Annotated in this window: 18 protein-coding genes and 1 tRNA gene; 10 read left to right on the top strand and 9 right to left on the bottom strand. The window is 41.9% G+C overall.

Annotated features, from left to right (window positions below; genetic code table 11):
• Window positions 1-85: 85 nt before the first annotated feature.
• Both BW976_RS06565 and BW976_RS06560 read left to right on the top strand, forming a co-directional pair.
• The gene (locus tag BW976_RS06565) at window positions 86-3,247 is read left to right on the top strand and encodes a SusC/RagA family TonB-linked outer membrane protein (RefSeq protein WP_076371611.1); all 3,162 of its coding nucleotides are present in this window, start codon (window positions 86-88) and stop codon (window positions 3,245-3,247) included.
• An 18-nt stretch (window positions 3,248-3,265) separates the two neighbouring features.
• The gene (locus BW976_RS06560; protein WP_076371609.1) at window positions 3,266-5,134 is read left to right on the top strand and encodes a RagB/SusD family nutrient uptake outer membrane protein; all 1,869 of its coding nucleotides are present in this window, start codon (window positions 3,266-3,268) and stop codon (window positions 5,132-5,134) included.
• A gap of 81 nt (window positions 5,135-5,215) precedes the next feature.
• Here BW976_RS06560 and BW976_RS06555 read toward each other — a convergent pair whose 3' ends face one another.
• From BW976_RS06555 to BW976_RS06545, 3 genes are all read right to left on the bottom strand, one after another.
• Window positions 5,216-6,112 carry a glycerophosphodiester phosphodiesterase family protein gene (locus BW976_RS06555; protein ID WP_076371607.1) on the bottom strand — a complete coding sequence of 299 codons (897 nt, stop codon included), beginning with the start codon at window positions 6,110-6,112 and terminating at the stop codon, window positions 5,216-5,218.
• A 64-nt stretch (window positions 6,113-6,176) separates the two neighbouring features.
• Entirely contained in the window at window positions 6,177-7,748 is a 1,572-nt protein-coding gene (locus tag BW976_RS06550) for a SusD/RagB family nutrient-binding outer membrane lipoprotein (protein WP_076371606.1), read from the bottom strand.
• An 11-nt stretch (window positions 7,749-7,759) separates the two neighbouring features.
• A complete protein-coding gene (locus BW976_RS06545) occupies window positions 7,760-11,200 on the bottom strand; it encodes a SusC/RagA family TonB-linked outer membrane protein (RefSeq protein WP_139332220.1) in 3,441 nt (1,146 codons plus the stop codon).
• Between the two features lie 700 nt (window positions 11,201-11,900).
• Between BW976_RS06545 and BW976_RS06540 the strand changes: the two genes are divergently transcribed.
• The gene (locus tag BW976_RS06540; RefSeq protein WP_076371603.1) at window positions 11,901-12,566 is read left to right on the top strand and encodes a hypothetical protein; all 666 of its coding nucleotides are present in this window, start codon (window positions 11,901-11,903) and stop codon (window positions 12,564-12,566) included.
• Between the two features lie 53 nt (window positions 12,567-12,619).
• On the opposite strand, the gene BW976_RS06535 is transcribed toward BW976_RS06540, so the two are convergent.
• The 3 genes from BW976_RS06535 to BW976_RS29005 form a co-directional block, all read right to left on the bottom strand.
• Window positions 12,620-13,240 carry a hypothetical protein gene (locus BW976_RS06535; RefSeq protein ID WP_076371601.1) on the bottom strand — a complete coding sequence of 207 codons (621 nt, stop codon included), beginning with the start codon at window positions 13,238-13,240 and terminating at the stop codon, window positions 12,620-12,622.
• Window positions 13,241-13,487: 247 nt separating this feature from the next.
• Window positions 13,488-15,140, bottom strand: coding sequence for a BSAP5a family pore-forming toxin (locus BW976_RS06530; RefSeq protein WP_076371599.1), 1,653 nt, complete (start codon window positions 15,138-15,140; stop codon window positions 13,488-13,490).
• Window positions 15,141-15,716: 576 nt separating this feature from the next.
• Window positions 15,717-15,899, bottom strand: coding sequence for a hypothetical protein (locus BW976_RS29005; protein ID WP_139332219.1), 183 nt, complete (start codon window positions 15,897-15,899; stop codon window positions 15,717-15,719).
• Between the two features lie 221 nt (window positions 15,900-16,120).
• On the opposite strand from BW976_RS29005, the gene BW976_RS06525 reads away from it, so the two are divergent.
• Window positions 16,121-16,312 (top strand): cold-shock protein, encoded by a 192-nt coding sequence (locus BW976_RS06525; RefSeq protein WP_076371597.1) that lies wholly within the window; start codon window positions 16,121-16,123, stop codon window positions 16,310-16,312.
• A gap of 5 nt (window positions 16,313-16,317) precedes the next feature.
• Window positions 16,318-16,767, top strand: a complete 450-nt coding sequence (locus BW976_RS06520) for a cold-shock protein (protein WP_076371595.1) — start codon at window positions 16,318-16,320, stop codon at window positions 16,765-16,767.
• Between the two features lie 173 nt (window positions 16,768-16,940).
• On the opposite strand, the gene BW976_RS06515 is transcribed toward BW976_RS06520, so the two are convergent.
• A complete protein-coding gene (locus tag BW976_RS06515) occupies window positions 16,941-17,903 on the bottom strand; it encodes an isopenicillin N synthase family dioxygenase (RefSeq protein WP_076371593.1) in 963 nt (320 codons plus the stop codon).
• Between the two features lie 431 nt (window positions 17,904-18,334).
• Between BW976_RS06515 and BW976_RS29260 the strand changes: the two genes are divergently transcribed.
• Together BW976_RS29260 and BW976_RS06500 are read left to right on the top strand one after the other, a co-directional pair.
• The gene (locus BW976_RS29260) at window positions 18,335-19,822 is read left to right on the top strand and encodes a DUF6600 domain-containing protein (protein ID WP_175614055.1); all 1,488 of its coding nucleotides are present in this window, start codon (window positions 18,335-18,337) and stop codon (window positions 19,820-19,822) included.
• Window positions 19,823-19,995: 173 nt separating this feature from the next.
• Window positions 19,996-20,451: a thioredoxin family protein gene (locus BW976_RS06500; RefSeq protein WP_076371589.1), complete on the top strand. Its 456-nt coding sequence runs from the start codon at window positions 19,996-19,998 to the stop codon at window positions 20,449-20,451.
• Window positions 20,452-20,563: 112 nt separating this feature from the next.
• Here BW976_RS06500 and BW976_RS06495 read toward each other — a convergent pair whose 3' ends face one another.
• Entirely contained in the window at window positions 20,564-21,457 is an 894-nt protein-coding gene (locus BW976_RS06495) for a ferritin-like domain-containing protein (protein WP_076371587.1), read from the bottom strand.
• Window positions 21,458-21,469: 12 nt separating this feature from the next.
• Entirely contained in the window at window positions 21,470-22,180 is a 711-nt protein-coding gene (locus BW976_RS06490) for a ferritin-like domain-containing protein (RefSeq protein ID WP_076371585.1), read from the bottom strand.
• A gap of 831 nt (window positions 22,181-23,011) precedes the next feature.
• Here BW976_RS06490 and BW976_RS06485 point away from each other — a divergent pair.
• The 3 genes from BW976_RS06485 (at window position 23,012) to BW976_RS06475 (ending at window position 25,161) form a co-directional block, all read left to right on the top strand.
• Window positions 23,012-23,326 (top strand): hypothetical protein, encoded by a 315-nt coding sequence (locus BW976_RS06485; RefSeq protein ID WP_076371583.1) that lies wholly within the window; start codon window positions 23,012-23,014, stop codon window positions 23,324-23,326.
• 117 nt (window positions 23,327-23,443) lie between these two features.
• Window positions 23,444-23,518, top strand: a tRNA-Val gene (locus BW976_RS06480).
• 179 nt (window positions 23,519-23,697) lie between these two features.
• The gene (locus tag BW976_RS06475; protein WP_076371581.1) at window positions 23,698-25,161 is read left to right on the top strand and encodes an alpha/beta hydrolase-fold protein; all 1,464 of its coding nucleotides are present in this window, start codon (window positions 23,698-23,700) and stop codon (window positions 25,159-25,161) included.
• The last annotated feature ends 330 nt before the right edge of the window (window positions 25,162-25,491 follow it).

Below are 25,491 nucleotides of genomic sequence, written 5' to 3'. Positions count from 1 at the left end.
TGTATGCCTCTTTGTATGGGCAAGGTATGCCTGTTCTATTTCAACCAAAAGCAAACCACTTAAACCATTTAATACCATTAAAATTATGAGAAAACAAATTACTCTCCTTATTTTCTTTTTCCTCGCCAGTTGCACGCTTACTCTGGCCCAGGACCAATCTGTAACAGGCACAGTTAAGGACGACAAAGGCCCGATACCTGGCGTAACTGTTAAAATAAAAGGAACCGGAAAAGGTGTTGCCACTGATTTAAAAGGCCACTACCTTATCAGTGTACCATCAAATGCAACGCTGGTGTTTAGCATTGTTGGATATACCAGCCAGGAACAACCTGTAAATAACCGAAATCAAATCAACGTTACCTTGTCTGAAGACAATAAACAGTTGAACGAGGTAGTAGTAATTGGCTACGGCACCCGTCAAAAAAAGGATGTTACCGGGGCGGTATCCAGTGTAAAAGCTACGCAGCTTGAAAATGAAAATCCCGCAAGTATTGGCGACGTACTTAAAGGTAACATTCCCGGGCTTACCGTGAGCATGAATACTTCAGCTAAGGGGGGTGGTGATCTGCTCCTCCGTGGAAAATCGACCCTAACCGGTAACACATCACCATTAATTGTACTGGATGGGGTTATTTACCCAGGCCAGCTTGCCGACATAAATCCAAACGATATAGAATCAATAGACGTACTGAAGGATGCCAGCGCCCTTGCCGTTTATGGTTCACGGTCGGCGGCGGGCGTGGTCGCTGTGACTACCAAAAAAGGGAAAACAGGTCCGCCTATCATTACGCTTAATTCAAACTTTGGCATTGCCCAGTTGGAAAAAGAGCAAAAGGTATACGGTCCGCAAGGCTTTTTAGACTGGCGCGCAGATGTAATGCGAAGTATCAATGTTAACAACCCGGATTATGAATATACCGACCCCAGAAAGCTACCAGCTGGTGTAACCGTTGATCAATGGATGGCATTAACAAAAGCCACAGGTGATCCAGTTGACCAATGGTTAAGCAGGCTGGGTTTGGTAGCTAATGAAAGAGCCAATTACATGGCAGGTAAAACAGTTGACTGGTTCGATAAGGTTTTCCGTAATGGTTTCAGGCAGGATCACACCATCAGCATGGCGGGCAAACGCGAGGATGTTAACTATTACATGTCGTTAAACTATACTAAAAATCAAAACCTGATTGCGGGTGGCGATTACAGCAACATACGCGCCCGCTTAAACCTGGAGGGTAGAGCCACCAGTTTTTTAACGGTTGGTATTAATGCTCAATATGCTGTTAGAGACGAGAGCAACTTGCCAGCAAGAAACGCTGATGGGAGTGTTGACCGCGCCCACACTTTAGAAGCCGACTGGACTCAAATCACCAACAACTCTCCTTATGGCGATTTTTATAATCCCGATGGTTCTTTAAGAAGAATACCCACCGACGATGCCGGGTTAAATGCACGAAACCCCTTTTTAAATACACAGTATGATGAAAGTATGAATGTTCAAAATACTTTGTTTGCCAATATTTATGGACGGGTAACCTTACCTCTGGGTATTACTTTCCAAACCAATTTTTCGCCCAGTTATGACTCCTACCGCACTTTTTATCATAACTCATCGCACAACCCTAATGTAACCGTACCAGGCGGTCAAGCGCAGCGCTCTATGGAAAACCGGTACAATTATCAGATAGATAACTTGCTGAAATGGAACCGAACATTTAACAATATCCACAACATTGATGTTACCTTTTTGGCCAATACCGAGAAGTATCAGTCATGGTATACTTATGAATACAATGAAGGTTTTAGTCCTAATGATGATCTGAGCTTTCATAACATCGGAGCGGGCAATAAACCTACTGTAAGCAGCGACGACCGTTACTCTACCGCCAATGCCTATCTTGGACGTATCAGCTATACCTTGATGCAGCGATATTTACTTACCGCATCTATCCGCCGTGACGGATACTCCCTGTTTGGGCAAAAGCACCCTAGCGACAATTTCCCATCAGTAGCCGGTGGCTGGATATTTACCGATGAGGATTTTATGAAAAAAACCCAATGGTTAAGCTATGGTAAGCTTCGTTTATCATACGGTGTTAACGGTAACCGCGATATCAGGGATGGTAATGGCACTGTTGACCCCAACAGGGCCCTTGCAGTAATCACAACAGATAAATACCCTACGGTTACTCCCGGTGGTACGGCCACAGCAAATTCTGCGCTTTATATCAGCAGAATGGCCAACGCTGATTTGAGATGGGAACGTACCACATCTTTAAATGCCGGTATTGATTTTGCACTATTCAACAGTCGCTTAAATGGGTCAATTGACGTTTACAGCAAAAAAACCACCAATTTACTTGTACAAAGAACCTTACCACAGGTTTCTGGCTTTGCCAGTGTTATCTCTAACATAGGTCAGGTAAATAATAAAGGTTTTGAATTTAACCTGACCAGTAAAAACATAGTTAGCAGTAATTTTAATTGGAGCAGTTCATTTAACTTTTTCCTGAATCGTAATAAAATTGTGCATTTATATGGTGCTGCCGATGTGACCAATGCCGACGGAACTGTAAGCCGTGTTGAAAACGATGATAAGGCCAACGGATGGTTTATCGGTAAAGACATCGACGTGGTGTGGGATTATAAGATATTGGGTGTTTGGCAAACCAATGAAAAAGATCAGGCTGCCAAATACGGCGCTGTTCCAGGCGATTTTAAACTGCAAAAACTGGTAAACAGCGGCCCTAATCAATATAAGTATACCGATGATGATAAACAGTTTATTGGTTATGAGTCGCCAAGGTTTACCTGGTCATTGCGTAACGACTTCAACATCTATAAAAACTTTGATTTCGGGTTTCTGCTGGTATCCGACTGGGGACAATTGAGACAATATAACCAGGCTATCAATAACCAGGGCGGTGTTAGTATCTCCAGGACATCATCATACGTACAGCCTTACTGGACACCGAATAACCCTATAAATGATTATGCGCGTTTAAATTCAGGCTCCAGCGGCACAACGGTTAACGTATGGCGTAAGGCTTCTTTCATTAGGCTAAATACGGTTTCATTGGGATACAATTTCCCAAAAACGTGGCTTACTCCTTTAAAAATACAAAGTGCAAAATTGTATGCCAATGTTAGCAACGCTGCGGTATATGCTCCTCACTGGGATTTTTGGGATCCCCAAAATGATGGCCCAACTCCAAGATATATCTCAGTAGGTGTGAACGTAGTATTTTAAAAATTTGAACTGATCAACATGAAAACAATCAATAAAAAAATAATAGCGGCCATTACTTTAGCCACTGTGCTAATTTCTGGAAGCTGTAAAAAGGATTTTCTTAAACCTAAGGACCTTTCTGATTTTACGCCAGACCTTACGCTAACCTCAGTACCTGCAATGCAGGCAGCGCTTAATTACCTGAATAAAAATTTAAGGGCTGAGTTTTTTGGTGATTCGGCGCCGATGCTTACCGAATCTATATTTTCAGATGTAGCGGTTGAAGGCACTACCGATAAAACAACCCCCGCGCAGGATCTGAATGTTCGTATTACCCCAACTGCCAATTTAAACAGTGATGATTATAATAAAATTGGCTGGTATTGGAAGCAATGGTACCAGGGAGTACGATACGCCAACACCATCATTTCGCGCATTGATAATGTTAAATATACCTCTGATGCCCAAAGGAACGATATTTTAGGCAGGGCATATTTTCACAGAGCTTATTGCTATTACCGGCTGGTTCATGAGTTTGGTGATGTCCCATGTCCTTTTAAGGAAGAAAGCGCACCCAATGTTGCCTATGTTACCGTAAAGCGCGAAGTGATATTAACACAAATGAAAACCGACCTGGAATTTGCCCAAAAATGGGTAACCGATGGCGGCAATAAAGGTGATGTTACTAAAGGCGCAGTGAGCCATTTGTTAACCAAGGTAGATTTATCGCTAGGCAAATTTGATGACGCTATTACTGCTGCTAACTCCGTAATCAACGGTGGCCCTTATCGTTTAATGACCGCGCGCTTTGGAAGTACGGGTGCCGATGTCACCAAAAATGTGATCTGGGACCTTCATCGCCCCGATAATAAAGCCATTGCATCAAATACCGAGGCATTATACCTGGTAATTGACCGGGATAACCTGGAGGGTAATACCGCGAACGGATCGCAATTAATGCGTAACACTACGCCTTTTTACTCACAGGCCAATACCATACTTACCCCGGGCAAAAACAAGGCAGGTATTATTGATGCGGTAACCGCCGACATTCCACTTACGCTTTATTACGGCAGGGGGATAGGCCGTTATCGAGGAACGCCATACAGCACCAAATATATCTGGACAGACAACACCGATTTAAGACATGCCCCAGGAAACTGGATGAATATGACCGACCTGGTTTATAATAATCCAGCCTTAAAAACATCGGACCCCGATTGGTACGGAAAACACCTGGAGCAGTGGACCGCAGCCAACGTGGCTACCCGGTTTTTAAATGGCCCAAGAGATACCATACGCTGCTGGTTTGGCTGGCCGCATTATAAGGTATTTATCAGCTCTACCAATATCGCTACTGATAAATTCTGGAGTCCGCCGCGTGGTACGGATACTGATTGGTACGTGTTCCGTTTGGCCGAAACCTATTTGTTAAGAGCCGAAGCCTACATATGGAAAGGTGATCTGAATAGTGCCATGGCCGATATAAATGTAGTAAGGGCAAGAGCGCAAGCCGCTCCTTTAACTGATGCCAGCAAAATTAACATAGGCACCGTTCTTGACGAGCGTGCCAGGGAGCTTTATTGGGAAGAGCCCCGTAAAACCGAGCTTACCCGCATTGCTTACATTTTTGCTTTAACCGGCAAACCATCCTATACCGGCAAAAGCTATAATGTAACTAATTTCTCTGAATCAAATTTCTTTTTTGATCGCATTATCGAAAAGAATGATTTTTATAACAAAGGCGTGGTAACCAACTCTGGTAATACGTTCACCATATCGCCGTATCACGTGTTATGGCCTATTCCCAATAGCGATATCCAGTTAAATATTAACGGGCATATCAATCAAAACAAGGGGTATGCCGGTTCGGCAAGCAATGTTCCGGCATTGGATAAAATCCCGTAACATTTGCCTTTAATAAAAAAGGGATAAAGCGTTGCTTTATCCCTTTTTTATTAAAGTATTATCCGCGTAAAACTGTTTAAACTATTTTGATTGATAACTGCCAAATAGCTGTACTAATTTATCCGGGTAGTTACTGATGATACCATCAACACCCATATCACCCAGGGCAGTCATGTCTTTTTCCTGATCTACCGTCCATGGCAGTATCAGCATTTTGTTGTCATGCGCTTTCTGTACTATTTCCTTGGTAACAAAAGTGTAGTAGGGACTGTAAATATCAGGTGTAAAGCCTAAAGTTTTCAGGTCTTCATCAATATTGATTTTACCAACCAGCAATGAAAGTTTGATCTTTGGATAGGTTTTATGCAGTACTTGCAAAGTCCTAACATCAAACGATTGTACGATTATTCTTTGGGCAATCTTTTTCTTGTTGATCACCGCCATTACGGTTTCTACAAACACATCTGGCTTTGGGTTATAAATACCGTCGCCGGCCGGGGTGCTTTTGGTTTCAATGTTGTAATAAACCGGTTTTAGCTTGTTCTTTTTTACATATGTTTCCACACTGTCAATCAGGTCGGCAAGCAGTGGTTTATAGGTTTTAAACTTAGGCTGGTTCGGAAACTGCGGGTTAGGTTTGCTGCCTGCATCATACTTGCGGATGCTGTCGTAAGGCATTTTGTACATGGCCAGGCTTTTTTCTTCTGATACATCAACATCAGAGCCATCGGGTTTGCGCATGATTCGGGCAGACATGTAGGGATCATGAGATACTACTACCTTACCATCGGCAGATATAACCATATCAAGCTCTAAGGTTCTTACCCCTAACTTAACCCCATTCAGCATAGATGAAATTGTGTTTTCGGGCATCAGGGCCATACCGCCGCGGTGACCTTCCACATCTAACTTTTGCTGGGCGAAAACGGTGCTTAACCCACAAATAATGGTGGTAAACGTTAATCCTATTTTTTTCATAGTTGTCAATTTAGCTCTTTTTTAATCGTTATCAATAATTTCGGATCATCGATTGTTAACTGAATTATTTCAGTATCCACATCACGCCATTAACATCATCAACATTACCATACTGGGCTATAGCCGCATTATAATTAGCCGTATTAGCCGATTGCTCTGCAGCGAAGTATTTATAACGTAAAGCTATTTTACCGTTATTACCAGTGCCCACACCTGTCTTAAACACAGGGTAGCCGGTACGTCTCCAGTTAAAGTAAGGCTCAAGCCCGCTGTTCAGGAAAAAGGCAATGTACTTTTGCTCATTGATCTGCCTGATGCCTGTTTCATTATTGCCCGCGTATTTAACTGCCGGTTGCGCGTAATAAGCGTTGTAATCTACATTTACGGTATTGCTTACATAAGGACCGGTTACCGTTACACCAAGCGGTAACGAATAAACAGTCATGGCACCTTTATCCGGCACATTATAAAAGGCCATTGACGCTTTAATGCCTGCGTTATAGTAAGCCTCGGCATCCCCTAATGGCCCGCCGTTTATCCACCCACGGTTAATAGCTTCGGCAATGTTAAAGCACATTTCGGTATAACCAACAAGGGTGGTAGTTTCGCCGGTATAGCCCGAATAATAGCGATACCTGTTGATGTAACTTATTTTACCGCCGCCATTCTGGCTGGCCAGCACACCCATATCCAAACCAATGTTACCACCCTGAAAAGCGGCAAAATCTGTAGGGCTTAAACCCGAGCTTACTAAACCCGGTGCAGGATCGGTAGTAATAAACACACGCGGATCTTTATCCGCAGTAAGCAAACCTACATAGGTATCGGCACTGTTATTCAGCGCGCCGTTGGCAAAGGTTTCTTTATTTAAAGGATAACGGTTGGTTGGATTTAACCAGGTATACTTTAAATCATCGCCGGTACTATTCATCAGGGGGTATTTTGACGGATTGGTAATAATCTGGGCAAACTGCTGGGCCACCTTCAAATCAGGGTCGGCGGTTTTCTTGCTCAGGGCTATCAGCAAACGCAGGCGGTAAGTGTTTACCACTTTTTGCCAGGCCTGTAAGCTGTTGTTAAAGTAAATATCGCCTGTAAAGGTAGCTGTACCTTTAAGCAGGGTGGTCATATCAGCATTGGCTTGTTCCAACAAATCAAAACTGTTCATGAAAACCGTTTTTTGCGAATCATAAACCGGGCTTGTCTGTGCCGCGCCCTGCAAGGCCTGCGACATGGGAATATCACCCATTTGCAAACTCATTTTGGTAAAAAAGTAGGCCCTGAAAAATTTGCCCAAAGCAGTGTAAGGATTCAGAGGACCTGCAGTTGTGGTTATACTTTGCTTTTCCATATTGGTAACATCAGTAAGTACCGGATACAGGTTACTGCCCGGACCAAAATTGTACTGATTGTTACCAAAGTAGGAGTTGTTTTGCAGTTGGTACTGGTTAGTACGGTCGAGCTGGCCGCCCGGTGCCTCCAGCATGTTGTTCAATATGCCGTTTAATAGCAAAGATGCCTGTACGCTGGTAGGCTTATTAGGATTTTCATACAAATCCTGAAAGCTCTTTTTACAGCTGGATAGTATAGCTGCCATTACCAACAACAGCAGTACTTTTTGAATATATATCTTCATGGTTATGAATATTAAAAAACAACATTTAGGTTTACACCATAGCGGCGGGTTGTTGGCGTTTGCAGTGTTGATGTAGGCGTTGCCGTATTGAACTGCTCTATATCAATGCCTTTGTATTTATTATCTTTATAGAAATAAAGCAAATTACGACCAACCAGTGATATGGATGCTTTTTTGATCAGCATGCCGCTTAACCACTCTTTCGGAAAATCGTACCCTATTTGTACTTCCCTTAGCTTAGCATAAGTTTTGCTTACTAATGATCCTTCTGCTACCTGGCCATAATATTGTGTGGCCCAGCTTTGTACCGTACTGGTTGAGGTATTTTTGGTAAACTGAAGCTGGTTGTAATTGGTAATATGACCAAAGTTATCATACTTAATAGCTGTACCATTAGTTACCTGTACGCCATCACCTACATATGTCCCTTTGTAAGAAGCTACACCAGCATTAGTATCATCATCAAGCCTGGATTTGCCAAGAGCGCCCTCAACTGTGGCTATGTTGGCACCACCCTGCATGGTTAAGGAGTACAAACGATCTGAGATCTTGCCGCCTACGCTGCCATCAAACTGAAAGCTGAATGAAAAGTTTTTATACCTGAACCTGTTACTTACCGACCATATAAAATCAGGATTCATGAAACCCAGGTTTTGATTAATAGGATTTTTTAATGGTTTACCGCCGGCATCATACACAATTTGCCCGTCTGGCGCCCTTACAAAGGCCGATCCATACAGCACATCCGTTCTGTCGCCTTTTTTAAAGAAGGTATTGTAATAGGTTTGGCCCGGAGGCAGTTCCAGGTAAACATCCTTAAAAGTAGACCAGTTGGTCATCACGTCCCATGAAAAATTACGCAGCTTTACCGGTGTGGCAGTAAGCGTAAGCTCCAAGCCTGTTTTGCGGGTTTTTAAGGCGTTGATGTAATCAATGTTATAACCTGATGTTGGCGAAATCGCGTTAGCCAAAATCTGCGGTCCATCAATGTATTGAAAAAGGGTAGCACTTAAGCCCAGTCTGTTTTTTAATACTTTTAAATCAAACCCTTCTTCAAAACTTGTACGGGTAAAGGTTTTGATGTTCGGATCGACAATGCTGCCTGATGAATTGGCGGCAGGAATATTATTATAGGGCTTGTTAAGGTTGTAAGGAACCTGTAAAGAGTAATCAGGACCGCCGTACGGGCTTAAATAGTTATTGCCGTACTGTGAAAAGTTAGAGAAAAGACTATAAGCTGTTGAACCGTTTAACGTGCTGTATACGTTAAATGGCGTAGCGCCAATAGTTGTTGAAGTAGCATCACCATGTACAGTGGCAAATGACCCCCTCAGTTTAAATAAAGATATTACTTCCGGCAACCTTACATAATCAGACACCACGGTGGTTCCTGACACACTTGGGTAGAAATAAGAATTATGACCTTCGGGCAATGCCGATGACTTATCGATCCTTCCGGTGGCAGATATGGTAGCATATTTACCCATGGAGGCATCTAATGAAGCATATGCGCTAATCACCCGCATTTTCGAGGTGAAATTATTAGTCATCAGGGTATTCAACGAGTTGTTGAAGTTGTAAACGTTTGGCGTAACCAGGTAATCGGTAGAGGTAAAATTGGAGTTGTAATTAAAATTACGCAAACTACCACCTACCAAACCCGACAGGTTGAAGAAGTTACCTACGTTATAGTTATAGTTCAGCAATACATCTGAATTGTTTTCAAACAGGTTTCTTCTGTCTTCGCGGAAATCGCCCTGACCCAGCGTACGGGCATAGGTAAAAGCACCCCATGGCATTTTTTCGTCTCGTACTAATGAATAGGTGGTGATTTGCGAACGACCGGTAATGTTCAGGTGCTCATCCAGTTTAAAGTTTAATGACATGTAGCCATTAATGTCTGTTTTATCATGACTGCGTGTCCAGTCCTCCACCATTAACCAGGGGTTATTATAGTGTACGTGCTCCGGAAATATGGCTACCTGATTTACTTTGCCCGGTGCCCACACGTTCCTGATATCTGGCGAATCAACATTCCACTCGCCACCGGTCCATACAGAAAGGTTATAAATTAAACTGTTGGGACCATAAGTAACGTCGGGTACGTTATTTGAATAGGTTTTGTTGAAGTTCAGGTCGGCGTTAAAGGTTAACCTTTTAGATATCTGGTAACTTGCCGTAGTATTAAAGTTAAAAATATTAAGCCCGGTGTTAGGTACTATCCCTTGTTGGTTTGATTCTGATGCCGAAAAACGCATGGCATATTTCTCGCCGCTGGCAGATAAAGCCACGTTATTGGTAGTTTGAAAACCCGCCCTGATAAAACGATCAAGGTTGTTTTTGCCATCCACATAACCACGGTTTAAATAAGGTGCAGGTTTGATGTGCCCGGTATAGGTTAAATCCCCAAATGTGGTGGTATAAGTTTGATTAGGCGTGTATTCGCCATCATACTGAGGAATAAGCTGTCCGCGAAACTTTGGCCCCCATAACTGGTACTGGGCATCCTGTAATCCGCCTCCAAAACCATCGGCATAAGCATACTGACCGTACATACCGCCGCCATAATCGTGCTGGGTTTTAGGCTCGGCGATAAAGCCCTTATCAATAGAGGTGGTGGAGTTAAGCTCTACGGTAAAACCCTTATCTTTTCCAGCTTTTTTGGTAGTGATGAGGATAGCGCCATACTGTGCACGGCTACCATACAAAGCAGCGCCTGCAGGACCTTTAAGCACGGTAAACGACTCTATATCATCCGGGCTAAGGTTATAAGTATCTGAATTAATGGGGATGCCATCAACTACAAACAGCGTGATCTGGTTACCACGCAGCAATAATGATGGCGTACCTAATAGCTCGGCATTCATAGATACCGATAAGCCGGCCACTTTACCGGTAAGACCAGTAATCGGGTTCGAGTCTCTGGCTTTTACCAGCTCATCGCCTTTTACTTCCTGTACGGCATAGCCAATTTTGTTGGCTCCTTTCTTTACACCCAGGGCCGTTACCACTACCTCATTTAAACTGGTTGGTGATGGGGTCATTTTTACGTGCAGCATATTACCACTGCTGGCTTGTACGCCGGTAATGGTTTGCTTATCAAAGCCCATGTAGCTAAAGGTAAGGTCATAGGATTTACCCGCTACCAGGTTTTTGATACTAAAAGTACCGTCGATATTGGTAGTACCTGTTTTTTTGAGCTCATTGGAGCCGCTTTCCCGTACCTGTATGGTAACCCCGATAAGTGGCAGATCCTTTTCATCCAGAACCTTTCCTTCCAGGTGACCATTATCTTCCATTAAACGGTCGGAACCCATAATATGAATGGAAGGATGAGCGGTCTTTGCCCAAAGAGTTTGGGTACTGGAACACAACAGGATAATGATTGTAAAAATAAGGCTAGAGAAGGTAGATAGGCGTTTTAATACATTTCTTTTTGTAGAATTGTGCATAGCTTTTTAATGGTTTGTCGTTTTGCATAATCGTGAATTATTGATGGCTTAAATGGAGTGGGTTGGTGGAACAGCCCGCTCTTTTTGCCTCCGGATGCGGCTTATATCTTCAAATTTTATCCTCCCTGGGTAAGTTTTTCATAATAATTTTTTGAACTAATTGGAAAAATTCTTTTTATAGGGGCTACTGATAGCTTTGTAGAAGAGAAACAGTTGCGGCATGAGCGCCTTTTGTTAATTTATAGTGTAAAGCCCGGTATATTTTTTTCCGTCGCTAAAATAACAGCCCGCACGTTGTCTAAAGGTTAAGGATGTATTAAGGTTTCCTGATACCCTAAATACCAGTCAGCTCTGCTTATAACTTACACCTTGAATTTCGGCATATCAGGGCTTAGCTTTTATGCTTAAAATGAGCCACTTCCGGTTATTTCTATTCCGACCCGGTCATGAAGCCTATGTTAATTTTTTGAGCAGGCATGCTATTTTGTTATAAAAGTGGGTTTACATGGTTTACACTTTTTATGGTTTACATTTTTATAATTTATTGACAATCAACTAATTAAATACACTTCAAGGGCAAAATACCCCAAATAGTGTAAACCCACTTTCATGAGCCTCTTAGCATAATTAAATTACTAATATTTTTAGCATTTATAAATTAAATTGCTTATATTTATATAAATAAAAAAAGTAATGCAAAATGAAAACACAGGAATTAACTTTAACACATAGTGAGAAAAAAATCACCGCTCTGATGGCTTTGGAAAAAATTACGGTAAACGATCTGGATAACCTGGATACCGGCGAACGGCAATATTTAGGATCGGTTTGTACGCAAATGCTGCAAAATTTAAAGGATACGGAAAGAGATGATTTTTTGAACAAGATAGAACCGATTATGCCGGAAAGCAATAAACAGCAGATTTGGGAATATAACCATCAGGCCATCACCGATGCTATTGCAAGGCTGACCGAACAGCATGGCAGCATGCCCACTAAAAACCACCTGGCCGAAGAAACCGGTTTGAGCCGGCAAACCATCAGCAAACATTTAAAAGAATATCAAACCCATCCCGGGCATGCCGAGCAAATAGAGCAGTTTAAAATAATGGCCCCCATGCTCATGGCCAAAGTATTCCAGTCTGCAACTAAGGGCGATATCAGGGCTGCCAGGCTTTATCTGGAAACCGTTGGCGCTACCGGTAAACAGCAAAATAATACGGTTGTTAAAAGCCAAAACAACCATATCCAAATTAACAATACCATCCTAAGCCAGGAAAATTTAAAGCGCCTGAGCGCCGACCAGCTCAAGCAGATAGAGCATATCGTGGCGAAAGCTTTACCCGAAGGGAAAATGATTGAATAGCCATCCCACTCTTATCATTTTGAAAGCGTGAAGTTTACACCCATCAAATCTTTCTATTTAATGTCTACAAACGGCAAACCATCAAGACTTTTGGCTTGTATAGGTGGAGCCGAATAGGGCTTCTTTGGCGTTTGAAGAAGTTGCTTTTCCTCGCCCGCAGCAAACCCAAGTTTGTACCCGATGTTATCTTGAGTAGTCATAAAAACGTTGTCATACTCTTTATCATCATCAGCAAGAAAAAGCATTACCTTTTTGTTCTTACTTTTATCTGTTATCCAATCATCCCCCTCCTTGGTGGTAACCCAGGCTGTTACTTGCGATTGCCACTTGATATCGATAGGATATTTAAGGAAGTTGACTGCAAAGCAAAAGGTAGCGAAGTCTGTATCATAAGGAAATATAACAGCAAAAGAATCTGAGGAGAGTGTAACAAGCCTTGGCAAGGCTACGAAGCTATCTTTGTTATAGATGTTACAGAATGCGGTTAAAGCTTTTTTAGCATTTTCCTGGTTCACGTTATTTATAACAATCAGCTTATCATTCTCCTTCATACTAGTTGGCTTCTTATCATCTGAAGGGCGAGTAGAATCCTTAGCTAGTTTATCTGTTTGGGTACAGGCTTTCAATATAAGTGCTAATACTACTATAGCTACCAGTATGATTAAGGTCTTCATTTCAGCGTGAATAGGAAGTTCTAAGGTAATAGATTTCGATGAATTTAGAGATAGCTATTTCAGCTTCAATTTAAGTTCTGTGTGCTTACATAAGGTAATAACCTCCCGCACTACCACAAGCGGAGGTTTATCTACAAACTTTCAGACTGAGAATCCTCAGGCCAGCAGGTTATTTAGGCTAAAGCCCCGAATAAAAAACGGCTACCCTTTCGAGGTAGCCGTTATACTTTGTTCTTATTAAAGTTTACTATAAAGCAACTATAGTATAGGTATCTAAATCATCTGCTGTTACAGTAGTAGTTGCCATAGCATTTACCCAATCTCTAATACCATAGGTGTCTAACAAATAATCGAAACGTATAGCATAAGCGAATTTGACACCTTGTGCTTGTGAAAGCAGGTAAGTCATATTATTTTTTGCATCATAAAATTTCTTCATATTAGCCTCGTCAATATTAACGATTGAGGTACTGTAGTAAGCATTTACATTTAAGTACGGGTTATCCTCAACATCATTTGGTGAAGGGGTACTTGTTGCTACTACCTTTACCTTGTAAAACGGCAATTTTTTTTGTGCCTCTTGTTTGGCAAAAGCTAACATGTCATCTAATTTGTTATATACAAGCTGAGTGCGGGTGTTGGATATGATCAAATCGTCGCCAAAGCGAGTTCTCAAAACAACGGTAACTAATCCATAAGTATTCTGAACCCTTGTCCATCTTGCTTCAATGCGTGGCTCACGAAGTGCTGCCGGGGCTTGCTTAGATTGCAGCGCATTTAAAATATTTTGCTTGATGTTTGCCGGCGAAATGAAGTCACCTATAGGATGGAGCCCGTTTTCAGTAACATCAACCATTACATGGTTGCTTTTATCATTTAATGAAGATGTCCAGGGACCTAAATCAATTGCAATGTCATCAATAGTCTTTGGAGTAGTGAACGAGCCGAAACCAAAAGTACCACCGTAAGTTTTTACTGACCCTTTGAAATCACTGATGTTATTGGACCTTGCAATCGTACTGCCATTTTTATTACCAATAGCAAGATCGGCGGTTGAAGCGTTGTTTGGTTTATCACCCGTAGCCTTGAAGGTGAACGATGCATCGATTGAATTATCCATCGAATGATCCGTTACCTCAGTTGTAGAGGTTGAAGTATAAACTCCGGAATATATAGCATTCGCTTTTCCGCCAGTAACTAAACCTGCCACAACGAGGCCACCATAATTGTTTAAAATGTCGGTAGTAGTTGAATTGTACAGTTCATCAAGGAATGAAGGTCTGATGTAGTTCGCTTTTATCTTTTTTATTGTATTTGTACTTAAAAGTATCTCATGCGAATCATCTTTAATTATAACATTTAGTTCTCCCCAAACTCGTTTGTTATCATTGACTAAATCTGAGGAATATGAATTGCTGAATTTGTGCTTCGCTCCAAGCGAAAATACCCCGAGATTCAGTGAAAAACCACCTGATACGGTATTGGAGTAATTGGATTTCTTTTGATAATCATCAAAACTGGAAAAAGAAAATCGTTTAGCTTCTGACGAACCTAAATGCTTCGACAAAAAATAATCCGGGTTATCGGCAATCAGTCTATCTATATCAATAATAGGAAATTTAACGCCTTCACCGGTGCCAAATTCGCCGCTGGACAAACTGTAACCGCGTCCAAGATAATAGCGAAAGTCTAAAACGCCGGGCAGGTCATTAACTCGTAAATTATTGGACGTTTTACTGATTGACTTGTCAGACAGCATAAAGGGCTTTGACGACGCTCTGTTAAACAGAACAATCGTATCCTGGTCCGCTACACCCGATTTTGCCTGGTTTAATTCGCTTTTTTTGCATGATGCAAATAATGTTGTACATAAAGCAGTGATAAGGAAGATTTTTTTCATAGTGATTTTTGACGTTTTTTAGCTATTTTGATTTTATAATTTTTTGTGTATTTGTTTCTACCGGATTATTTATTTCCCAAACCATTATCAGGTATCTTGATTTGTGCGTACACCACTTCCTAATAGTGCGTTTTTATATCTCCCTGTTGAAGGACAGGGTATTCTTATTTTGTTTATAAGAATACGGAGAGCCTTTGGCGTAGAAATTAAAATTATCGTGAGGAATTTCAGAAAATACGAAATAGCCTGGCGTATCGGCTCTAAGCTCGGCTTGGCTTTTCGTTAATGTAGAAAACATATTATGTGATGTGGTTTAAGGCCAAAATATTTAGTTTCATTGCAATAATAAGACTTTAGTTGTTTTATATATAATATTATTTAAAAATAACACTACACATATTCAATATCAGGCGTTCCGAAGATATATTCCATTCTTCCGTCCGAAGAGTTCAGCGCAGCCCGAAGTCTCCGACTTTGGACTGCTATACTAAATAAGTAGAAAACTATAAAAAAAGCCCGATATTGCTATCGGGCTTAAAGTGGAAGTTACAGGGATACTGTTGCCCTGCTATCTACCTACATTTCTCCACAAGATATTTCCGGACATACATGGCGAAAATTAGAACATGGATCATCCGGGCAGCATCTAAAACATATAGGAATGGGACCGATACCACCACCTGTAACGGTTTTCATTTGCTCTCTTGTAAGCGCTTTTCCTTCCTGAAAGGCAGCAACTTTTTCAATTAATTTTTTCATCTCTCTAGTTTGGTTTATAATTTGTTATTTATTAGTTTAAATTTAACTAAAGCTATATTATATTTCAAAATATTTAATCTAATTTCTTTTGTTTTTACAAGTGCCTACGCATTGGCAAGCCATGATACGACTTGGAATAACTCCGGTTTTAGTCTTGTTGAGTACCAATATGTACACATGGATAATAAATCGTACCTTGCCACCTTATTCAAAACAATATCATGGCAACAGGAACGGTAAAATTTTTTAATGAATCAAAAGGCTTCGGCTTTATTACGCCCAGCAATGGTGCAAAAGACTTGTTTGTGCACGTTACCGCTTTAAGCGGCCAGATCCGCGAAGGTGACGAGGTTACTTTCGATGTGGAAGAAGGCAAAAAAGGACCCGGTGCAGTTAATGTTAAATTAGTTTAAGGGAATTGGGAAGATCGACAGAAACATTCGGTAAAAAGGAAAAAGAAAAGGCCCGCCTTAAGAAGGCTAAAGACAAAAAAGAAAAGGCTGAGGAGAGGAAGGCAAATGCCGGTACGGGTAAGAGCCTGGAAGATATGATGGCTTATATTGATGAGCATGGAAATATCACGTCCACGCCGCCCGACCCTTCACGGAAAATAAAGGTCAATTCAGAAGACATTCAAATCGGTATTGCCAAACGGCAAGACCTGCCACATGACACCGTACGGAACGGCGTAGTTAGTTTTTTTAATGAAGCAAAGGGCTATGGCTTTATCCGTGATCTGCAAACTGAGGAAAGTATTTTTGTGCATATTAACGCCCTGACAGGGCCCCTAAAGGAAAACAACCTGGTTACATTTGAAACCGAGCAGGGGCTAAAGGGGCTGTCAGCAATCAACGTCAAACTAAAATAAATACTCCGCTACCGCAAGCGTCGCGCCTGTGGTAGCGGGAGAGAATATTTAATAGCATACCCAGTTGTCCGAAGAGTTCAGCGCTGTCCGAATGTCTCCGACTTCGGACTACTATGCTAAAGAAGCAAATATTATAAAGAAGGCCCCCGGTAAACCGGGGGCTTTCTTTATAATTACATTTTTAAGCCAATCTCTCTTAACCGCTCATCCAGGTATTCGCCGGCGGTAATGTCGGGGTATAGCTTGGGATGTTCTGCATTGATACAGGTTTCCAGGCTGGTGAGATCCATGTCTGATACCGGGTGCAGGAAAAATGGAACCGAGAACCTGGAGTTTTTCATGAGCTCGCGCGGTGGGTTCACTACCCGGTGCGTGGTTGATTTAAGCTTGTTATTGGTTAAGCGTTGCAGCATATCGCCTACGTTAACCACCAAATCTTCGCCATGAGCCTTAACCGGGAACCAGGTACCTTCGCGGGTAAGCAGTTCCAGCCCGTCGGCACTGGCGCCAATCAACAGGGTAATCAGGTTAATATCCTCATGTGCGCCTGCCCTTACCGCATCTGCCGGAACAGAATCCGGATCAAGGATAGGGAAGTAATGCAAGGTGCGTAGTATCGAGTTGCCATTATGCACTTTATTATCAAAATAAGTTTCCTCTAAATTTAAATAAACCGCAATGGCTCTCAACAAGTGTATACCTGCCGATTCCAGTTTTTTATAAACTTCGCGGGTGGTGGTATTAAAAGCAGGGAGTTCGTCAACAACCACATTATCCGGGTATTGCTCTTTAATGGGCGAGCCATCGGTAACGGTTTGGCCTATCTGCCAAAATTCTTTCAGATCGGGTGTTTTAAAACCTTTGGCAGTTTCTTTGCCTTTACCGGTATAACCGCGCTGACCGGCAAGTCCGGGGATTTCATATTTTTGTTTAATAGCATCCGGCTGCGTAAAAAGTGCTTTCACCTGTTCGTAAAGCTCATCTATCAGTTGTTTGCTCAGGCCATGGTTGGTAATGGTAACAAAACCGGTTTCATTAAATGCTTTGCCTATATCGTCTGAAAACTGCTGACGGTCGGCCGCGCTACCGTTAATATAATTGTTCAGATCAAGCCTCGGGATATTTACTGTACTCATAATGGTATAGATAATGGGATGTAAAAATATTTAATTTTTAAGATAGCATATGCAAGGTATAAATAAAAATTTTGAGAGAAGGTTTGTTCCATCATTCCTAAAGCGAAATCGCTTTTAAATGGGTATGGTCTGAATTAGGTTTGGCTAAAGCCCTTTTGAGTATGAGTATTTAACCGTTGGCTAAAGCCAAATAGCAATGAATAAAAAAAAGTATGAAATTGAGTTAAAATTCATTGCCGTCCCATTTATGAGGCGGTAATCATAAAAATTAAAAAACGGGTTTAGCCGAATAACCTTTTAAGAGCGATTACCCTGCGTTATTCATATTGTTGCAGGTTAAAACAATTTTGATGTTAAACGTTTTATAATTTGATTGGTCATACCTATATTGATACCGGGTATACCGGTCATGTTTTAAACCTGATGAAAAAATGAAATCGATAAAAAAAATATGCGGTTTAAGTTTAATAGCATTTTTGATAATGCTGGCCGCTCCAAATAAAGTCAGAGCACAGCAGGGAGAGTATGTATCTGACCAGCAATTCTATGATGATCTTGATCCCTACGGTACCTGGGTTGATGACCCCAACTATGGTAATGTTTGGATCCCTGATGCCGAAGACGGATTCAGGCCCTACGCCACACGCGGGCACTGGGTAATGACAGATTATGGTAACACCTGGGTTTCTGATTATCCCTGGGGATGGGCCACCTTTCACTACGGCCGCTGGCGCTATGATGACTATTACGGATGGGAATGGATTCCCGGTCATGAATGGGCACCAGCCTGGGTAAGCTGGAGAAGAGGCGGTGGTTATTATGGATGGGCTCCACTAACACCGGGCATCAGTATCAATATTTCATTCGGTAACAGCTATCGCGTACCCGATTACTATTGGGTATGTGCACCACAGGCCTATATTAACCGCCCTAACATCAATAATTATTATGTATCAAATACCCGCGTGGTTAACATTATTCATAATACAACGGTTATTAACAATACCTATGTTTATAATAATCGTACCTATGTAACCGGTCCAAGGGTTAATGAGGTTAGGCAGGTAACCCGACAAAATGTGCAGGTATACCGGGTTAATAATATTAATCAACCCGGCTCTGGCTCCAGGACAAGCATTACCAATAACAGGCTCAATATTTACAGGCCCGAGATTAGAAAAAGCACTGATGCCCGACCAGCAAGGGTGGTAAATGCGACTGAGTACCGGAAAGAAAACCCCAATAACGGCATAGCACACCGCGCAGGCGGACAGGCAACTGTAAACCGTAATAATGCGGCCCGCTTAGCCGAAGTTGCTAAAAGTAATAATAACAGGTTGGTAAGGGTTAATAATAACCAACCCGCAGCAAGACCAGGGCAACCCGCAAACCAACGCCCTGAGCAACCAAATGCAAGGCCAGGTCAGCGTACACAGCAGCCTAATACAAACCCGGCTGTACAGCAACGCCAGCAGGTTCAGCAGCAACAAGGGCAACAGCAACGCCAGCAGGTTCAGCAGCAACGCGATCAAGCACAGCGTCAGCAGCAGGAAGTTCAGCGTCAGCAGCAACAAGGGCAACAACAACGCCAGCAAGTTCAGCAGCAACGTGATCAGGCACAGCGTCAGCAGCAGGAAGTTAAGCAGCAGCAGCAACAAGCCCAACAGCAACAACAAGCCCAGCGTCAGCAACAGGCCGCTCAACGACAACAGCAGCAACAACAACAGGCTGCTCAGCGTCAGCAGCAACAAGCCCAACAGCAGCAACAAGCCCAGCGCCAGCAACAGGCCGCTCAACGACAACAGCAGCAACAGCAACAGGCTGCGCAACGTCAACAGCAGGCTCAGCAGCGTCAACAGCAGGAAGCTCAACGCCAGCAACAGCAGCAAGAAGACGAAGCGCACCGTACTAAACCATAACCTGTTTATTTAACTGATAAAACAGATATTCATAGCATATATAAGCCATAACGGTTTATATATGCTATTTTTATGGCTCATATTTTAGCCTTTATATTGATGAAACCATCACGAGCTACCACTCATAAATCAACTCATGATAGCTTCATCACCGCTAAAAACAAATTATACTGATGAAAAACCTTTCTCTTGCCTGTCTTGCTGTCGTTTTATTTTTCCTTTTATGCCCATTTAATGGGAGCTCCCAAACCGCGCAAAAAAGCGTGGACAAAAAGGCAAACCAAATTAATTTTATTGAAAACTCCTGGAGCGAAGCTTTAAAACAAGCTGCTGCTAAAAAGAAATATATTTTTGTGGATGCTTATGCTACCTGGTGCGGTCCCTGCAAGCTGCTCAAAGCCACTACCTTTAGAAATAAGGATGTAATAGCTTTTTACAACAGCAATTTTATCAATGTAGCCATGGATATGGAAAAAGGTCAGGGCCCCGAGCTTGCTGCCCAATGGGGTTTACGAGCCTATCCTACACTCATTATTTTTGATGCCAAAGGTAAGCCGGTTTATGGAACAGTGGGCTTTATTAAACCAGATGATATGATCAAATTTGGAGTGCAGGGTTTGAATAAATAGGGTTTTCTACCTACAGGAATAATACTGATCTCTGACTAAAAGCTCATAAATAAAAGGGCCAGATGAATTAAATCACCCGGCCCTTTTATTTTTATATAAAGTATAAATCTTATTACTTATTAACAATGAAGCTTCCCACTAATATAGCTAAAACCTGGGTCATGCTTAAAGGCTCATCAAATGCTGCTGTAGCTATAGAAACAGAAGTGGTGCTGCCAGCAACGCTTTTCAGCGTGGTAACATCAACTCCGCCCTGCGTTACATTTTGCTCGCCGTCAAAATTGGCATTCACAAGTGCTATACCGGTATCGTTACCCAAAGTAGAGGTACTGGTGATCCACGGTGTTAGCCCGCGGATGGAACGGATAGCCGAAGCATGGCGCGCTTCAACCGCATGAATAGATAATGCGGCGGTTAATACGGTTTGGTATAAGCCGGCTTTAACACCTTCTGCAGCTGCTTTGTTAGCCAAAATATTTTCTGCCTGGCCTTTATAGGCACGTACACCGGTGTCCTCAAATACTTGGGCTACAGCCAGAAATGTACTGTAGTTAGTTAATACATCGGCAAATGGTCCGGCGCCGCTGCCGTTGCCGGCAGTTAAATCAAATTGAGGTGCCGATACTGGTGTAGCGCCTAATGAGGTAATAACTGCTTTTAAGAAGGTTACGTGGTTGTTTTCGTCGCGGGTTACCTGGTTAAAGTAGTTGGTAGCTGCTGCGCCCGGTATTAAAGCTGTTCCTTTGGCTGCACCTGCATTATAAAAGGTTGATTCCAGATATTCCAGTGTAAGTGCGTAATTCAATATTGCTACTACAGATGGCGTAGATGAGCTTTGAGCATATGCTTTTTTAAATATGGCGCCCACTGCAAATGGCATTGCAGCTAATGCTACTTTTGAACCAAAGCTGGTTATGTTTTTGATCACATCACGGCGTTCACTTATTCTGCCGTAAACTTCCGGATCAACATTTTCAATTTCTTCTATGATATTAAATAAATTCATGATGATGGGGTTTTAAACGGATGCGTAACCGTAGTTTACTGCTGTAACTTTAGTTTTTAAATAGGTATTGGCTATTTTAAGCACACTAGCTATAGTTGCTGATGCGTTTAAGCTATTTGTAGTATCCACTACATCTGGTCCGGCAAAAGAGCCTGGAGTGATCAAATCGCGGATCAATGCTGCGTGACGTGCTTCTACCGAAACAATTTTACCGGCTATAGTTAAGTAGGCTGGGGTGGTAATCAGGTAACCAGCTCCATCATAAGCGGTAACACCGGTATCTTCAAAAGCTGCTGCTGCTGCCAATACACTGGCGCGACTGCTGAAGTTGATAGAAGAAAAATCGGGTGTTAAAGAAGAAATTGCACCGGCACCAAGGGCTGCTTTAAAAAATTCGCGGTGTAAAACCTCATGATCACGGATATCAGTCAACAAAGTTGTTTCTGACGAAGTAATGCCACTGTAAGGAGTCGCGGTCACTTGTAGGTAAAATGCAGCTTCCAGTTGCTCCAGCGCATAGGCGTAGTTTAAAATGGCTAAGTCGCCCGAAGCGCCAAGATCAATAGTGCCGGCAGGAGGAGTAGGTGTGATCTTATGATCTTTGTGGCATGATGCAGCAGTGGCTAATAAGCCCACGGAAGCAACACCAACACCCGCATAACGCAAAAACGACCTCCGGGCCATATTTGCATTTAACATGCTTTCTTGTGAGTCTGTTTTCATAGAAATTAATTTTTTGAAAGTTTTAATTAGTTTTGTTTTGTAGATGATATACGCCTATTCCAACACTCCGGATTGGCTTAAGTGGATAATAACCCACTCCAAATAAGAGTAATTTCACTTTAAATTAATTTCAGTTGCGAAATAATTAAGAATCTGATCGAAATAAACAAATCAGGAATATAACCGGAGCCAGATTTTGCCACTTCTTTTGGTTGTATTTGTAGGTATATAGCAGCCTGGTTTTTCGTTTATCCAAAAAAAATCAGGCTGTTTGGTTAAGGAGAAAACAGGTCGTAAAACAGACTGTTTGGTATGTATATTACTGACCCTCAATTATATCAATCTTTTTAAATCATATAAATCCTGTTGTGAATCTGTTAAAAAGTGTTAAAACAGATGGTTTGGTATGAGTTTTAAGCAGTTTTTGACTCGTTTTTTGCCATTTTTATGCAGAAAAGTGTTTATAATAAAGCTTTAAAAAGTTTGATGAATAGGCCATAGAGCCGCGCGATTTGGCTTGTGAAAATTTGAAGGGATTGCCAAAAGGAAAATAAAAAAGGCCGAAAAACTCTCGCAGTGTTTCGGCCCTACATCTACCTATGAAAAACAACCCTTTTAGAAGGGTAATAATCTTAATTCAAATGCAATGCCAATTGCCTAATAGCTATAATTAAGCAAGCAAAAGGCAAATTGAGATGCTGTTTATCAATGTGTTGTAGAAAATACTTCCCAATATGTGGGTATCAATTACACGGGAGTTAATAATTGATACTCAATAAAATATAAATACCAACTCCGGAAACCATACCAGCATATCATTGTTATAAGTTTATGGACCATAACGTTTACTTATTGGCAACCGATCCTAAAAACCCTTGCCGGGATGTTATTCATTCCAGGGATACCCGCTTAAAGGTTAGGGTTTATTGCCTTGATGAGGAACAGTTTAGGCCCGATGATGACGAAGTGCAGTTATATGGCTATGCCAATAGTAAATTATTTGCCTTTGAAACCATTGATATTGTTGCCGAAGATGCTATTGACTTGGTTGGTGCCATAAAATGGTATGCCAGCTATATCCAATGCCCAAACATGGAAATTTTACCTGAGGACCCACGCCAGGGACGAAATAATATAGCGATGTGAGGCCTTAAAAAAGGCGATATGTAATTTTTATGATTAATAATCAGCAGGTTAATATAAATTAGAAATTTTTTTTTGAAGAATAGATCAGAACTTCTATATTTGCAGACCCAAAAGCAAGGGAGTTTAGCTCAGCTGGTTCAGAGCATCTGCCTTACAAGCAGAGGGTCACTGGTTCGAACCCAGTAACTCCCACACTTTTAAACTCTTCAGATTAAGTTCTGAGGGGTTTTTTGTTTTATGCTCCTTTAGCATAGTAGTCAGAAATATTCGTACAGCGGGTCTCAGTTGCCCGAAAAAGGCTCTTCTGAGGGGCAATTATAAATTTCAACAAGCGTTCTGCAAACTTGTATATTTGGTTTTAATCAGATTCCATGAAAAAAGTTTTGATCACGTTGCTCGCTGTTTTTTATTTGGCCGCCAATGCCTTTGCACAAAAATTCAGCGTTAGTTTTCCCGGTAGCTTATTAAAACAAGCGTTCAGTGGTAATATTTTGGTGTATCTATCAAAAGAAAGTAAAGATCCCAAGAGCGGCACAGCTGGTTTGGATATGTTTCCTTGTTACCGCGTGTACGTTAAAAACATTAAGCCAGGACAGGCTGTCATTATCGATGATAAAGCCATTTCTTCTCCGGTTCCCATTTCTGATCTGGAGCGAAATAGCTATTACGTGCAGGCTGTCTGGGACAGAGACCTGGGTGGCCGCTCCATAGGAGAGAGCCCTGGTAACTTGTACAGCGCCACTCAAAGGATAAAATTGACAAAAAACTTTAACCAGGTGATCCCGCTTAAAGCAACGAATGTTGTTCCTGAGCCGGTGTTTAAAGAAACGCAATTTGTTAAAGAACTGAAAGTAAAGTCGGCGTTGCTCAGTAATTTCAGCCATAGCCCAATCACTATGGCCGCGGCTGTTATTTTACCGAAACAGTATTTCAGTGAGCCTAATCGTAAATTCCCGGTGCGGTTTAACGTTTCGGGTTATGGCGGAGATTATCACCATTATTCTGGCAGCGCAGATCCTTCCCCGGCCATGGATACCACTGCGGTTATCGTAGTATATCTTGATGGCAGCTGCCGCCTGGGGCACAGCGTATACGCCAACAGCGATAACAATGGTCCATGGGGCGATGCGTTGACAACAGAACTGATCCCGCAGGTGGAGAAAACCTACCGCTGTAATGGCGCAAGGCTACTGAACGGGCACAGCAGCGGTGGCTGGACGGTTTTATGGCTGCAAACTCATTATCCAAAGGTATTTGATGCCTGCTGGTCAAGTTCACCTGATCCGGTCGACTTCCGCAGTTTCCAGAGAGTGAACCTGTACGAGCATCAGAACATGTTTTATGGCAAGGATAGCACGCTTAACCAAACCGGAACGATTGATGGTTTTTTCCCATGGTTCAATATGCGGGATATTTATATGATGGAACACGTGATCTATCGCGGCGAACAAATGCATTCATTCGACGCCGTATTCAGCGAAAAAGGCGGCGATGGTGAACCCAGGCGGATCCTCAATTATAAAACCGGCGAAATCGATCAGGCTGTTTTTGAGCATTGGAAAAATTACGACATTTCCCTATATCTCAGAACCAACTGGGACAAAATCAAGGCAGACCTCGATGGCAAGGTGCGTGTTACCGTTGGTGAACAGGATAATTTCCTGTTGAACTACGCCGTGAAATTATTGGATGGCGAAATGAAGAAGCTGAATTCATCATTTGTTTTTGGATACTACCCAGGCGACCACTTTACCGTTTCAACACCCGAAGTACGCCAGATCGGTAATCTGTTCCTGGAGAAAAAATACCAGGAATGGCTGGTTAAGCATCAGTAATTCCTTGGCTGGCTTAGCATGCGCATCTACTGTATTGTGAATTTTGGATATGAATAGAATATACGCGATATGCGTGTGTCAGCAGGGGAGTATACGCTTGCAAAAGTATGCGAAAATTGATAATTATATTAAATATTTTGAAATATAATATTGCTTTAGTTAAATTTAAATTAATAATCAATTATAAACCAAACTAAAGAGATGAAAAAATTAATTGAAAAAGCTTCTGCCTTTCAGAAAGGAAAAATGCTTACAAGAGAGCAAATGAAAAGTGTTACTGGTGGTATTATTCCTATATGTTTTAGATGCTGTCCGGAGGACCCGTGTTCT

Source organism: Mucilaginibacter lappiensis (genome assembly GCF_900155965.1).
Taxonomy (GTDB): Bacteria; Bacteroidota; Bacteroidia; order Sphingobacteriales; family Sphingobacteriaceae; genus Mucilaginibacter; species Mucilaginibacter lappiensis.
This window is presented reverse-complemented; position numbering and strand designations above follow the sequence as displayed.

Bases quoted from the DNA above. Each gene is read 5' to 3' on its own strand.
- BW976_RS06565 (WP_076371611.1), top strand. From the start codon at position 86: ATGAGAAAACAAATTACTCTCCTTATTTTCTTTTTCCTCGCCAGTTGC.
- BW976_RS06560 (WP_076371609.1), top strand. From the start codon at position 3,266: ATGAAAACAATCAATAAAAAAATAATAGCGGCCATTACTTTAGCCACT.
- BW976_RS06555 (WP_076371607.1), bottom strand. From the start codon at position 6,112: ATGAAAAAAATAGGATTAACGTTTACCACCATTATTTGTGGGTTAAGC.
- BW976_RS06550 (WP_076371606.1), bottom strand. From the start codon at position 7,748: ATGAAGATATATATTCAAAAAGTACTGCTGTTGTTGGTAATGGCAGCT.
- BW976_RS06545 (WP_139332220.1), bottom strand. From the start codon at position 11,200: ATGCACAATTCTACAAAAAGAAATGTATTAAAACGCCTATCTACCTTC.
- BW976_RS06540 (WP_076371603.1), top strand. From the start codon at position 11,901: ATGAAAACACAGGAATTAACTTTAACACATAGTGAGAAAAAAATCACC.
- BW976_RS06535 (WP_076371601.1), bottom strand. From the start codon at position 13,240: ATGAAGACCTTAATCATACTGGTAGCTATAGTAGTATTAGCACTTATA.
- BW976_RS06530 (WP_076371599.1), bottom strand. From the start codon at position 15,140: ATGAAAAAAATCTTCCTTATCACTGCTTTATGTACAACATTATTTGCA.
- BW976_RS29005 (WP_139332219.1), bottom strand. From the start codon at position 15,899: ATGAAAAAATTAATTGAAAAAGTTGCTGCCTTTCAGGAAGGAAAAGCG.
- BW976_RS06525 (WP_076371597.1), top strand. From the start codon at position 16,121: ATGGCAACAGGAACGGTAAAATTTTTTAATGAATCAAAAGGCTTCGGC.
- BW976_RS06515 (WP_076371593.1), bottom strand. From the start codon at position 17,903: ATGAGTACAGTAAATATCCCGAGGCTTGATCTGAACAATTATATTAAC.
- BW976_RS29260 (WP_175614055.1), top strand. From the start codon at position 18,335: ATGAAATCGATAAAAAAAATATGCGGTTTAAGTTTAATAGCATTTTTG.
- BW976_RS06500 (WP_076371589.1), top strand. From the start codon at position 19,996: ATGAAAAACCTTTCTCTTGCCTGTCTTGCTGTCGTTTTATTTTTCCTT.
- BW976_RS06495 (WP_076371587.1), bottom strand. From the start codon at position 21,457: ATGAATTTATTTAATATCATAGAAGAAATTGAAAATGTTGATCCGGAA.
- BW976_RS06490 (WP_076371585.1), bottom strand. From the start codon at position 22,180: ATGAAAACAGACTCACAAGAAAGCATGTTAAATGCAAATATGGCCCGG.
- BW976_RS06485 (WP_076371583.1), top strand. From the start codon at position 23,012: ATGGACCATAACGTTTACTTATTGGCAACCGATCCTAAAAACCCTTGC.
- BW976_RS06475 (WP_076371581.1), top strand. From the start codon at position 23,698: ATGAAAAAAGTTTTGATCACGTTGCTCGCTGTTTTTTATTTGGCCGCC.